This is a genomic window from Neobacillus sp. DZ-9 (assembly GCF_059587065.1).
On the sequence record NZ_JCAIOL010000015.1, the window covers coordinates 21873 to 34798 of the forward strand.

The following is a 12926-nucleotide window of genomic DNA, read 5'->3' on the forward strand; positions in this document are numbered from 1 at the left end:
GAAGAAGGAATTAAATTATAATGGAGTTAAATATTTCAAATGGGGGACAAAAATGAATCATTTCGGGTCTGAATTACGTTTTGGTTTAGTTAAAAATACAAATCAAGATTCATCGCTTATCTATGTTGTAATCCCAGAAGTAATCTTAAAATTTTTGATTCAATATCAGTCCGAATTAAACATACATCTTGATAAATTTACACAATTTGAACAGGAAGAAATGAGATACCTTTATACAGAAGAAGTTGAAGAATTGCGGAGATGGGCTTCAGGGGTATTAGTATCATTAAAAAATAAAAATGAAAGTCCAATATTTCAGGAATATAGAAGAACACATCATTTATCCGAGATGGATTTTTCTCAAGAGGACGTAAATGAAGTATTTAATCATCTTTTTTATCTATGCGATGTGGTTATTAATGGGCAAAAAATATTATATGTTTCATCTGGGTATGATGATTCTACAATGATTGAAGGGTAAAAATTATCGTGTGGCTTATTCAGCAAACGGGTGCTTATGTTAAAGATGGGATGGCTGCGGCGATCCCATTTTCTTATTGTGCTAACGGAGCAGTATAGTTCAAGAAGGAATATTTTATCAATATGTCGAATTGAAATGCTTACATAGTAAGATTTGATGGAGTGGTTGGTTATGAAACAAGTATCAAATGAAATAGCTGATGGTCTTGAAAAAAAGCTAAATACGATATGGGACATTGAAAATTATTATTGGTACCCAATTTATGATTGTAAGCGAGAAGATGTTATTGCATTTAACTCTGATTATATTAAAAATGTTGTAAGCAAAATATCAGATATTCAGAATCTCCTATTGGAACTAAATATAAATCAAATTTTTGAAATGCACGAAGACCGTACTGTTTATGTTATTGAAACAAATTCACTTGACCCATCCTATGGTCGCTATGGTGAAAAGTTCTGGTTCAATGAAGATATGGGTTGGATTATTTACGCTTCACACGAAGGTTCTATCGCTTTTGGGGGAAGGGAACTGATTTCTTCACTTAAAGGAAAATGGCGAGATTGGGGGTCAAATTTATTTCCTTATAATAAACGGTAACATTATAAAAAGGATAATAGTTCTGGGTAATAGAAAAGTTAAAGGCAACTTTGTGAAACAATGTACTTAAACAAACGGGTGCAAGAGTTAAAAACGGGATGGCGGCGGCAATCCCTTTTGTTATTCAAGTAACGAAGCAGATTAGTGGAAGAAGGTATTGTTAAAAACAATGGAGAATAAATACCTTAGCATTTATTTAAAAGTTGGTGTTAGATATAAAGTGGAATTTTCCATCAATGGTAATACTTAAAATAGAAAAGAGTCATTGTTTTGATCAATTTTTTGTTCGAAAAGATGAATTTTTATATTCCTTAAATTTAATCAATCTTTTTTCAAGACCAACAATAATGAAAATAAAAAGGAGTAAGAGTAAGTTATGTGCCGAAACATTCGAACATTATTTAATTTCGATCCACCAGCTACCGAAGAAGAGATTCATGCAGCATCTCTTCAGTACGTCAGAAAGATAACGGGTTATAACCAGCCCTCAAAGGCGAATGAGGAGGCGTTTATTCGTGCAGTCAATGAGATTGCAATGGTTTCTAGAGAACTATTAAACACACTGGTAACGAGTACCGAGCCACGGAATCGTGAGGTCGAAGCTGAGCGTGCTCGTACTAGAGCAGCTAAAAGGTATGGAACAAATTAGAGGACTAAAAAATAGAAAAAAGTGTTTGATAGGATAGTCCTTTAACCAGTGCTTAAATCAAAAAGATAAGCTGTTTCGACAGCTTATTCAGAATTAGTTTGTAAAACTAACACGTGCTTGAGTTGAGGAGGAAAGGCTGCTGCGGCAGCCTTTTTTATTCGACTAACTGGCAGGTTACTTGAATAACAAGAGAAAAGACATTCCTTTGGAATGCCTTTTCTAACAGATATTTTCTTTAGTAGCAATATCCTTTACAACATCTTCTAAAGTAACATTTCTTAAAACCTTCTCCATTGCCAATTGTGCTGCTGTGAATAATTGTTCTGTTGTATTCTGGATGTTCCTTCCTACGGGACAATCAGGATTTGGATTTTCGTGTATGCTAAACAATTCTTTCTCCTGTACAACATTCACTGCCTTATAAACATCGAACATTGTAATATCAGATAATTTCTTTACGAGTTTAGCCCCTGCAATTCCTGGATGTACCTCTATCAAACCAGCTTTTTTTAGCATCCCCATTAGCTTTCTTATTACCGCTGGGTTCGTGTTAACACTTGAAGCTAAAAACTCAGAAGAGGTTACTCCTACTTTATTTAATTCAATTAAAGTCAATATATGAATTCCGACAGCAAATCGGCTGCTGATGGACATGTTCAGTCACCATCCCTATTACTATTGCGTTATTTCTTTATCGTGTAATTGATTTGATTACAAGTTTATTATACCAAATTGCGAAGAAAATAATAAATAATATTTTACATGTTGACAAATTGGTTACATGTAACTAATATAGATACATGTAACGAAATTGATTACAAGATAACCATAAAAAACAGGAGGAATATAAAATGAAGATTGCAATGATTGGAGCAAGTGGTAAAGCAGGAAGTCTTATTTTAAAAGAAGCAGTTAGTCGAACACATGAAATCACAGCTATTGTAAGAGATGCCTCAAAGGTCAAAAGTAAAAATGTAGCAGTATTGGAAAAGAACATTTTTGACTTAAGAGCAGAAGATATTAAGAATTTCGATATTATTGTAAATGCTTTTAATGCTCCATTTGGAGAAGAACATCTTCATGTTGAAGCTGGAAGAGTATTAATTGAAGCACTTAAAGGTGCACCAACAACAAGATTAATTGTTGTAGGAGGAGCAGGAAGTTTATTTGTGAATGAAACAAAAACAGTAAGAAAATTTGAAACTCCTGAATTTCCTGAAGCCTATTTTGCAACTGCTAAAAATATGGGGGAAAACCTTAAAGAACTACAAAATACGAGTGGAGTCCAATGGACATATATCAGTCCAGCTGGATTTTTTGATGCTGAAGGTAAACGTACGGGTTCTTATCAAAAAGGTGGAGACCAATTAATCTTCAATTCAAAAGGTCAAAGTTATATAAGTTATGCCGATTACGCAATTGCAGTTTTAGATGAAATTGAAAATCCACAGCACATAAACGAACGTTTTACTGTCGTTGGCGAAGCAGAGTAAGCAGTCACGCTTAAAAATAGGCTTGAAAGGAGATTTTACTATGAATAACAAGGAACTTGCTCTTATCTATGTATGGGATGCATACTGTGGTTGGTGTTACGGGTTCTCGAAGAGCCTTCAATCCTTTCACGAGAATCACCCTGATTTACCACTGACTGTCTTGCCTGGAGGTCTATTTGTAGGACATAAAAAGTTACCATTAGCTTCTTTTTCACACATTCCAGAAGCAAATAAAAGAATCAGCCAGCTAATTGGTGCAGAGTTTGGTACCTCTTACCAAACGTTGTTGGCAGAAGGTACTTTTGTCATGGACTCTGAGGCGGCGGCTAAAGGCTTTTCTGCATTGCGTTTCTTCGCACCAGAGCGTGCCTATTATTTAGCCTCTTCCATGCAGCATGCGTTTTATTACAAAGGTAAGAGCCTTAGTGAACCAGTAACTTACCGAGAAATTGCTATAGCTAATAATCTTGATCCAGAGGCAGTTCTGGCACGATTCGAAGAAAAAGTATCCACCGAAGATGCCCACGCAGACTTTGCAAAGGTTCAACAGCTTGGTGTCCAAAGCTACCCTACATTGCTTTTACAGAAGGGGGACGAATTTATCGGGCTTGGTGGAGGTGTTATGACCGCCGAGAAGTTAGAGGCTCGTCTAGAAAGTGTCATTTCATAACTAGCTCTTAAAAAGCAAAATTAAACTTAAATTAAACCGACCTTCCATTAGAAGAGGTCGGTTTTTTAATATAAGAATTATGTAATGCTCGTTAGACTCAATAAGAAGTATTATTTTTGTGTGTTATTACCATTATTCATTCCAAATCGAATATAAGAGAATGTGAAGTATTGTCAAAAGTATTCCCCTAAGCATTTTAATGGTACCAATTTTTCTTATAGGGAATCTTTTAGGACGAAAATTAATACGATAATCGATTTCATCTAATAAATAACAAAATACTTAGGGGGTACCTCCAACATTTCGGAAATGTTTTTGTTTATCATAAATTAATATGATTGTTAGGTGAAGTATTCCAATTTAGCGTTTGGAAAAAACTTTTCCATATAGGAGTAAAGGCGACTTTTTATATCCTCTTCCTCCTCTTTTTGATAAATATATTTACCAATTCCATATTTCCCCCATTTATATCTTCTCGATGACTCATCCAGTTCTAATTTAGTCATTGGATAGTTCTTTTCAATCACTTTCTTTGCAGGTTCGGTGAGCCTATGTTGAATAATTCAAAAGTGATATCCCTTGCATCCATCGGCAACTCGGCATTTAGCCGTTCAAACAAATGATAGTATCCATTCTCTCATCCTTCATGAAGGTAGATAGGTGTTGAAGAAGCACAATACATTTGAAGTACGCATAATCAATTTAATATTCTGATATACAAAGACAAAAAATCTAATACAAACCTCTTTTTCGAATTTATCCATCCCCAAAGGAATATGTTTAAAATAAGAATCATTCATTATCAGGAGAGAGAGGGGGTTGATCATGATCAATACAAGAAAAGGGACAGAGTGGATTATCGATAGATTGAGAAGTGATCAATCACCTGATGGCTCATGGAACTATCCGTTTGAAACAGGCATTTCCACAGATGCCTATACGATCATTTTATTAAGGACTTTGGAAATAGAGGATGAGGAATTGATTAAAGGACTGGCTGCGAGAATCCTATCGAGACAGGAAAAAAACGGGGCTTGGAAGATTTTTCATGATGAGGGTGAGGGAAATCTGACGGCTACGGTTGAGTCCTATTATGCTTTGCTCTATTCAGGGTATTATCAGAAGGGTGATCCACAACTAAAAAAGGCGAAAAAATTTATTTTAGCAAAAGGTGGATTGGAGGAAGCAAATATATTTGCAAAGATCATGTTTGCGATGACGGGGCAATTAAAGTATCCTAGTTTTTTTCCACTGCCCATCGAAGTCATTTTGCTTCCGCTTCATTTTCCAATAAATTTTTATTCATTTTCGGTATTTGGCAGAGCGAATTTGACACCAATTATGCTGCTGATGGATAAAAAATTTTCACTTAAGACAGCAAAAAGCCCGAATCTTCAGGATTTAACTGTAAATCGAAATCAAGATGTTTCCTGGATTCAGTCAAATGATTGGCGGTCACTTCATTCAATTTTAGAAGAGGACATTAGTAGCTTGAGGGGGGTGCCGGTTCAGCTGCACAAACTGGCAATTGAACGGGCGGAAAAATATATGATTGACCATATTGAGGAAGATGGGACGCTTTTGAGCTATTACAGCAGTACCTTTTTAATGATTTTCGCCCTTCTGTCTCTGGGATATAAGAAAACAGACCCGCTAATTATAAATGCCCTTTCCGGTATTATGTCGATGAAATGCGAGATTAACGGATTGCCCCATATGCAATACACAACTGCGAATGTCTGGAATACTTCGTTAATTGGCTATGCTTTACAGTCTGCCGGGGTCCAGACAGACGACGAGGTGATCATTAAGGCAAATCAATACCTATTAGGAAAGCAGCATCATAAGTTTGGTGATTGGATTATTCATAATCGGAACCAGCTACCAGGGGGTTGGGGTTTTTCTGATGTAAACACCATACATCCTGATGTAGATGACACAACTACTTCCCTCCGTGTTGTTGCACGGTTTGTTTCCACGAATCTCCATGCCTGGGATCGGGGAATCAGTTGGCTGTTGTCCATGCAAAATAATGATGGCGGCTGGGCAGCATTTGAAAAAAATACAAACTCAAAGCTGCTTGACCTATTACCGATTGAAAAGGGCAGGTTTATTTTAGCAGATCCCACCTGTTCGGATATCACAGGACGGACACTTGAATTCCTAGGAAACTACACTAACCTACCAGCCCAAAATAAATCGGTAAAAAAAGCCGTAAAATGGCTGGTTAAAAATCAGGAGCAGAATGGCTCCTGGTATGGCAGATGGGGGATTTGCTATATCTATGGGACATGGGCAGCGGTAACAGGATTGATGGCTGTTGGTTTATCCCGTCGTCACCCCTCAATTGATACAGCCGTTGAATGGCTAAAAAACATTCAGAATGAGGATGGAGGTTGGGGTGAATCCTGTAATAGCGATCATCTAGGAAAATTTATCCCCCTTGGTGAAAGCACATTGACGCATTCCGCCTGGGCATTGGATGCACTTATTTCCGCTTCAGATCAACCTACTGCTGCGATTGAAAGAGGGATTTCCTTTCTGGTCAATTCTATTAGTCGGGAAGATTGGACCACTTCTTATCCCAAGGGACAAGGAATGGCTGGCGCTTTTTATATTCATTATCACAGTTATAGGTACATTTTCCCTTTACTAGCTTTATCGCATTATCAAACAAAATACGGAAAGTGATTTTCAACACTTCCTTTGTTATTCTAGTGGCAAAAGATTTTTCCAGATTGATTCTTGCATCAAGTGTTTGATTTGAGAAGAATAAACGTGGGTTGAAGGGGGAAAGGATATATTTAACACAAAGACCAATGCTGTTCTGTTTTTCTTCTTCTTACGATCTTGGGTCGTTTGTCTGAATCCACCAAGTTTTTGAACTATAGGGTCGATGCACTAACAAGGTATCGACTTTTCCTGTATTCTGTCTTACAAATCAGATTGTGAAGAATTACACTTAAAGTAATGGGTGCTTTTGCCATTTTCGGCGGCTTTTCTTATTGAAGTAACGAAGCAGGATAGTTGAACAATCGTCATTAGCATTTATTCAACAATCGGGTCATATTGTTGAACAATACCTAGATAGCTAGGTTAAAGTAATGTGTAATATATATATCTTACAAACATCTCGTGTTGAATATACTTATTAATAAATTCATTCGAGGTGATTTGTTATGGAGCTGAAACCAGATAGGCTATTACATTTAATACTAATATATGTGATGCTGAGTGGGTTTACATACTGGTTGCCTACAATAAGAGGCTTATTCGATGGACCATCTTATTCGTGGTCAAGTTGGATGGGGATAGTCGGAACAGGAATTGGTGGACAGTATTGGCTTTTGTTAATATTTACTGCCCTAATGACCACGGTAGTTATTTTGGGATGGAGAAACACTCACAAGCCATTTCGTTGGTTATTATTAACATGGTTTATGCTTTTAGTCATTGAATCAGGATCATGGTTTTTCTCTTCAGAAACTATCTATTTAAAAGGAGATACTTTAGGGCTAGATTTGTCCTTAGGAAAAGTAATTTTTCCTTTCGATATCCTTTTTTTGTCTCTATCCTACGTATGGATTATTCGTGATTTGAGATCGAAGCATTCCGCTCATCGTCCTTCATGGAAAAGGTTAAATCGCAATCTATTAATTCTCTCTTTCAGCCTTTTGCCTTTACAATTCATTTTTCTAAGATTTTTTGATAATTACAAAATACTTGATCAGATAGGGGTATTCCTTACTATATTCCAATGGATTTTGCTAAACCTATCGTTCTATCCATGGAAATCTCGATCACCAATAAGTTGACACTTTCATACGTAAAAATAAAAAACACCATTTTGATCTTTTAGAATAGGGTGCTTTTCTTTAGTAAGAAGGCGTCTTTTTGATATGCCCCTACACATTAAGGGATAGATTTTGTTAAGGTAAAAAAAGATTGTGAAGAAATGCACTTAAACTAAAGGGGTGCTTGAGTTTAAGATCTGAGCTTAACGTGGAAGATCTTTCTTGTTGAACTTAAGGGACAGATTAAATTAATAAGAACAAAATAAACGTCACCCATTTTACCGTTTTATGGTAATGTTGAAGTAGTTTATTTTATAAGGGGCGACAAAGTTATGGGGACTATTTTAACATTATTTTACGGCTTTATTGGTTTAGTTGTTCTATTTCTTGTAATTGCATATGCAGTTAGTATTGGCATTGATAATTCTAAGCAAGTTAAGGCTTTAAGGTCAGAACTTAAAGAAATAAAAAACCAACTTAAAAATTTTGGTGAAAATGTGAAATAACTTTGTGTTGTTATACAAGGAAGCTAGAGTTGAAAACGGTGATCGCTGAGGCGGTCTTTTTCTTGTTAAGCTAACGAAGCAGGTTAGTGTAATCGCAAATTTGTAATCTCCTTTTTTTCGCCTTACACTATTTTACAGGGGAGCAGTACCATTTAAATTCTGATGTACAAAATTGGGAGTTAGATGGCTAAACTCCAAACTGCTTTAAATGATGATCAAGGTGCTTATAAATTCCTTTCCCCAATTCCTCGGAGCTAATTTTGCCGAAAAAAGGATGTGGATGAGTTGTACATTTCTCTGGTCCATCATTTTGAAATGCAATAATTTTTTGTTTCAGTTTTTGTCTTTCTGTATCAAATTCTTTATTATCTGTTATCAACATGGACGGAATAGTGGACATATTGTGAGGTATCGGCTTGTCATTGTACAAAATTGGTTTTACAAATCTTCCTATTAACCTCCCTAACCAACTTCTCGGTGGGAAAGAATTTCCCATTGCTATATCTTGGTACGATGAGCAATGAGCTAGCATTTGAGCAACATCCATTCTTCCCCATTGCGGTTGTGAATTCGGATTTAACTTGTCTATACGGTTTAAAATTTCCTCTGTATGCAAATGATTAAAAATATTTTTCATAAGCGTAATCCCCTTTAAATATTTACTATTATTTATATTCACCTTCATCTGCACTTAATCCTAACGGGTGCAAGAGCGAAAGAATGGGTTTCTGCAGCATCGAAGCCGCTTAGTTTAATAAAAAATAAATCAAAAATTGGTTATGGATAATTAAAAAATGATGGTTATGGTGAAAACGGAAATAGTTTTTTGTAAATCTGAAAGTTGGATAGACATATATTCAACTAAATTTCATAAATTTTCAAATGAAATATATTCTTCAAATATGATGAATTCAAACTAAGGAATCGAGAGGAGATGAACTATTTTGGTCAAAAACAATCTTTATATGTTTTTCACCCAATTTCTTAGCCTATTGGTCGTATACTTTATCGTTGATTACTCGTTGAGTTCTATTTTGGGCGACACGAACCTGACGGAATCTGGCATCAGCTTGCTCAACCTCGTGCTGTTCATTTTGTCTTTTCTTTGGTCTGGGTATAAATATATGGATAATCAAGGAAGCGTTTTCAAAAATCTATTGTCGGTTTTGTTGATGCCGCTCATCAGTTTTTTCATCATTCTCGCCATAGGAAAACATACCGATAAAAGCGCCTTTCCACTTGAGTTTGCCAATGTGCTGTTATCCATGCCCGTAAAATGGGTTACAGATTTTATGACGATCCCCGTTTGGATTAGGAGTCTTTTTGCATTTATTCCCGCCTTTTCCGCCTTCATTGGCTTGCAAAAACAAGATTACAAAGTAAAAAAACAAGTAAACAAGAATGAAATATAATAAAATTTACTTGGCATTTTACGATTGATTTCTTCAACTAACGGTTGCTTGAGTTCAAGATGGATCACTGCGGCGGTCTTTTTTCTTGTTGTGCTAACTGGCAGTTTTGTTGAAGAGAAGTGTTTAACTTGTTTTTAACAATCGGGCTTTATTCTTGAATAGATATCCAAACAAAACTGGATATTTATGTTAATATTGGTATGAAATTGTGAAGAAATGCTTAAACAATAATCCTTAAAAGATGTCTTAATATGGAATTTGTGTCTAATAACATTAATTCAAGACCTAGGAGAGGACAATGTTAGCTAACTTAAATGACTACTTAAAAGATTTAATGGTTTATATTCCTGAAGGAGAAATTAGCCTACGGGATTTTCGAAACGAGCAAAAATGGATTAGTTCAAACTATAAATTTGGATTGCCGGGTATTAGAAAAAATTTAAAGGAAGTTATTTGGAATGTAGAAATTAAGCCATTTTATCTTGCCAAATACACGGTGACAGAAGAACTGTATGCGATTATTACGGGGGAGAAATTTTTAACAACTACTGAGGCTCGAAAACCAGTTGTTAATGTTTCATGGATAGATGCAGTGAATTTTTGTAATGTATTATCTGATACACTGGGTTATGAAAAGTTTTATGATTTTGATAATGAAAGTAAATCAGTTATTTGCAATTATAATACTAATGGTTTTCGTTTACCGACAGATTCTGAATGGCAATATGCATGTAAGGCAAAATCAAAAGGATATCGGTATGGTGAAATTGATGAAATCGCTTGGTATAAAGATAATTCTAACGAACGAGTACACGAAGTTGGTAAGAAAAAGCCTAATGGTTGGGGCTTATATGACATGATCGGGAATATTTGGGAGTGGTGCTGGGACCTATACGATGAGGAGACATTTGGTAATTACAGAATAATTCGTGGAGGAAGTTGGGCAGAAGAAGAACGTGGATGTGGAGCTACTTGTCGTCGAAAGAGTATGCCTGATTTTTATATAGATGATATCGGATTTAGAATTGCTAGATCAATCGTTTAATAATTTGAAATTCTGAATTGATATACGTTGTTAGGAATATATGGGTGGGTACAGGGTTCATGGAACCCAAAAGACGGTATGAGAGGATATTTTCTCTTAAACTTTCTAGGATGCTTTTCTGCAATATCTTATGTAAGTAGCTAGGAGGCTCTTAATAATGTTGAACGATCTTCCATTAAAGGACGCTTTTCTTGAATAAGAAGGCGTCTTTTGTATTGTACTGGATTCTGGAACAAAAATTATTAGGGATTGGAGTTATATTAAGGTGTAGAAGAGATTGTGAAGGATTACACTTAAACTATAAGGTGCTTTTGTTCAGGATAATGTGATCGCTGCGGCGGTCATTTTTTTCTTGTTGAGCTAACTTGCAGTTTAGTTGAACAATCGTCATTAGCTTTTTTTCCACAATCGGGCCAGATTGTGGAATAACTCTGAAATAGAAAAATATGTATTTGTGTTAAATAATATAGTCTTGATTGCAGGGTTAACTGTCATAGACAGCAAAGTAAGAGGATGAAAAGTTCCTAAAACGCTGATTATCAAGACTTTACTTTCTTTTTATGCTTTTTCACACGTTGCCTAAAACGGAGAGCACTGTTACTATGCCACAAAGTTCAATCACCACATACAGGAACAGAACTTTATTTGCAATTACGGTCTGATCATTTTTTCCTAATTTTAACAATCGTGAAGGGATTTTCCTTTTATTATCGAATAATATTATTTGTTTCAAATACATTTAGGAGGTATATTATGTTTTTTAAGAAATTGGGAGAGTACCAGCAAAATGACCCAAAACATACGCTAAGGAAATATATAGAAAATCAAATGTATTGGAATGGTTTAAAAAAATAAATAATAGAACAGTTACGCTCAGTATAAAGCATAAAAATTTACGCTGTAGCAGGTGAGTTAATGGAGAAATATATATTATCAAAAACATTCGGGATTGTTTTAGGGACCTTAACGTTCATTGCTACGTTAGGATATGGCTTTCTGTTCTTCCTTGGTAAATTCTTGGGGCGAGCGCTCAATTCCGAAATTGATTCATCAGCAACTAATAAGTTTACTTTAGTGATTTTTATTTGCCTTCTCATAGTCAGTGTAATAACCGGAGCAGGTTCCTTTGCATTAAACTGGAACGTATGGAGCAGATTTTACTTTGGATTCTGTTTAGTACTTGGAATTTGCCTTCTCGTTACCTTTTTTATTTCAAGAGGAGCATTAGGAAGCACATATGAATTTATGATTTTATGTATTAGTATGTTGTATTTTTTGTTGGGCTATGTTGTAAGAAAAGAGAAATAAAAGTTATAAAGGATTTAAGTTGGTGACCAATCCCGAAAAAACATAATAAAAATGTACGCTAAAGGAGAATAACCATGAGATGGAGAAGAATATTGGCATGCCTAGTCGTAATAACTTTTGCGGCTACAATCCTTCTAACTTTCAACAGTAAGAGTTATGCTGTGAAGAAAGATGTATCCGTAAAAAAACATAATGTCGTCTACGAAGATCTAAGTTCGTATTTTACCGGTTATAGCGGCACATTCGTGATGTATGATCTCCAGCATAAACAGTATACAATTTACAACAAAGCCAAGAGTGAAAAGCGGATTTCACCCAATTCCACTTTTAAAGTACCTCATACTTTGTTTGGATTGCAAACGGGAGTGTTGGAAGATGAAAACACTACATTTCAATGGGATGGAACCGAATATCCATTTCCTCAATGGAATCAGGATCAGACTTTGACCCAAGCGATTCAAAATTCGACGATCTGGTATTTCCAAGAAGTGGCTAGCCGGTTGGGGGAAAATCGTGAGCAGTATTTTTTGCACCGGATCCACTACGGAAATAAGGATATTTCAGGAGGATTGACCCATTTCTGGCTGCAAAGTTCATTAAGAATCTCACCCATTGAGCAAGTGGATTTCTTAAAACGGTTTTATACCTATCAACTGCCTTTCTCTCACCGAAATATCGATATTGTGAAGAAAATACTCGTAATGGATCAGAAGGATGACGTATTGCTGTCTGGAAAAACGGGTACAGGTTGGAAGGATGGAGTGATCAACGGGATTCCGGTCAACGGAAATTTCATCGGTTACGTTGAAAAGGACGGAAATGCTTATATTTTTGCCACGAATATTGAGGCAGACGATCTGGCGAGCAGTAGCAAGGCCAAGCAGATTACCCTTCAAATTTTGAAGGGTAAGAAGATTTTTGAATGACGTACACACGGAAAGCTTGCTAAATATAAAGGGTGCTCCATT

13 protein-coding genes and 1 pseudogene are annotated in these 12926 nt (G+C 35.8%); 11 read left to right on the forward strand and 3 right to left on the reverse strand.

Annotation, left to right across the window (positions count from 1 at the left end; genetic code table 11):
* The 3 genes from AC59HZ_RS27885 to AC59HZ_RS27895 all read left to right on the forward strand — a co-directional run.
* Positions 1 to 481, forward strand: a 481-nt coding sequence (locus tag AC59HZ_RS27885; RefSeq protein WP_496549025.1) for a hypothetical protein, incomplete at its 5' end; no start/stop codon positions are given.
* 171 nt (positions 482 to 652) lie between these two features.
* Positions 653 to 1081 carry a hypothetical protein gene (locus tag AC59HZ_RS27890; protein ID WP_496549026.1) on the forward strand — a complete coding sequence of 143 codons (429 nt, stop codon included), beginning with the start codon at positions 653 to 655 and terminating at the stop codon, positions 1079 to 1081.
* A 376-nt stretch (positions 1082 to 1457) separates the two neighbouring features.
* Positions 1458 to 1730: a DUF2277 domain-containing protein gene (locus AC59HZ_RS27895; protein ID WP_307301865.1), complete on the forward strand. Its 273-nt coding sequence runs from the start codon at positions 1458 to 1460 to the stop codon at positions 1728 to 1730.
* Positions 1731 to 1949: 219 nt separating this feature from the next.
* Here the strand turns inward: AC59HZ_RS27895 and AC59HZ_RS27900 are convergent, their stop codons facing one another.
* A complete protein-coding gene (locus AC59HZ_RS27900) occupies positions 1950 to 2384 on the reverse strand; it encodes an Rrf2 family transcriptional regulator (protein WP_496549027.1) in 435 nt (144 codons plus the stop codon).
* Positions 2385 to 2581: 197 nt separating this feature from the next.
* Here AC59HZ_RS27900 and AC59HZ_RS27905 point away from each other — a divergent pair, with 197 nt between their 5' ends.
* Positions 2582 to 3223, forward strand: coding sequence for an NAD(P)-dependent oxidoreductase (locus AC59HZ_RS27905; protein WP_496549028.1), 642 nt, complete (start codon positions 2582 to 2584; stop codon positions 3221 to 3223).
* A gap of 40 nt (positions 3224 to 3263) precedes the next feature.
* Positions 3264 to 3893, forward strand: coding sequence for a DsbA family protein (locus AC59HZ_RS27910; RefSeq protein ID WP_496549093.1), 630 nt, complete (start codon positions 3264 to 3266; stop codon positions 3891 to 3893).
* 341 nt (positions 3894 to 4234) lie between these two features.
* Here AC59HZ_RS27910 and AC59HZ_RS27915 read toward each other — a convergent pair.
* Positions 4235 to 4554: pseudogene (locus AC59HZ_RS27915) on the reverse strand (spore photoproduct lyase family protein); the annotation flags it as partial.
* A 164-nt stretch (positions 4555 to 4718) separates the two neighbouring features.
* On the opposite strand from AC59HZ_RS27915, the gene AC59HZ_RS27920 reads away from it, so the two are divergent.
* Both AC59HZ_RS27920 and AC59HZ_RS27925 read left to right on the forward strand, forming a co-directional pair.
* Positions 4719 to 6584 carry a terpene cyclase/mutase family protein gene (locus tag AC59HZ_RS27920; protein ID WP_496549029.1) on the forward strand — a complete coding sequence of 622 codons (1866 nt, stop codon included), beginning with the start codon at positions 4719 to 4721 and terminating at the stop codon, positions 6582 to 6584.
* 1435 nt (positions 6585 to 8019) lie between these two features.
* Positions 8020 to 8193 (forward strand): hypothetical protein, encoded by a 174-nt coding sequence (locus tag AC59HZ_RS27925; RefSeq protein ID WP_496549030.1) that lies wholly within the window; start codon positions 8020 to 8022, stop codon positions 8191 to 8193.
* 187 nt (positions 8194 to 8380) lie between these two features.
* Here AC59HZ_RS27925 and AC59HZ_RS27930 read toward each other — a convergent pair whose 3' ends face one another.
* Complete coding sequence (locus AC59HZ_RS27930) at positions 8381 to 8830, reverse strand: DUF1569 domain-containing protein (RefSeq protein WP_496549031.1); 450 nt, start codon at positions 8828 to 8830, stop codon at positions 8381 to 8383.
* Between the two features lie 307 nt (positions 8831 to 9137).
* Between AC59HZ_RS27930 and AC59HZ_RS27935 the strand changes: the two genes are divergently transcribed.
* The 4 genes from AC59HZ_RS27935 (at position 9138) to AC59HZ_RS27950 (ending at position 12884) form a co-directional block, all read left to right on the forward strand.
* Complete coding sequence (locus AC59HZ_RS27935) at positions 9138 to 9605, forward strand: hypothetical protein (RefSeq protein WP_496549032.1); 468 nt, start codon at positions 9138 to 9140, stop codon at positions 9603 to 9605.
* Positions 9606 to 9903: 298 nt separating this feature from the next.
* On the forward strand, positions 9904 to 10650 hold the full coding sequence (locus AC59HZ_RS27940) for a formylglycine-generating enzyme family protein (protein WP_496549033.1): 747 nt from the start codon (positions 9904 to 9906) through the stop codon (positions 10648 to 10650).
* Positions 10651 to 11565: 915 nt separating this feature from the next.
* Positions 11566 to 11958: a hypothetical protein gene (locus AC59HZ_RS27945; RefSeq protein WP_496549034.1), complete on the forward strand. Its 393-nt coding sequence runs from the start codon at positions 11566 to 11568 to the stop codon at positions 11956 to 11958.
* A gap of 74 nt (positions 11959 to 12032) precedes the next feature.
* Positions 12033 to 12884 (forward strand): penicillin-binding transpeptidase domain-containing protein, encoded by an 852-nt coding sequence (locus tag AC59HZ_RS27950; RefSeq protein WP_496549035.1) that lies wholly within the window; start codon positions 12033 to 12035, stop codon positions 12882 to 12884.
* Positions 12885 to 12926 lie beyond the last annotated feature (42 nt).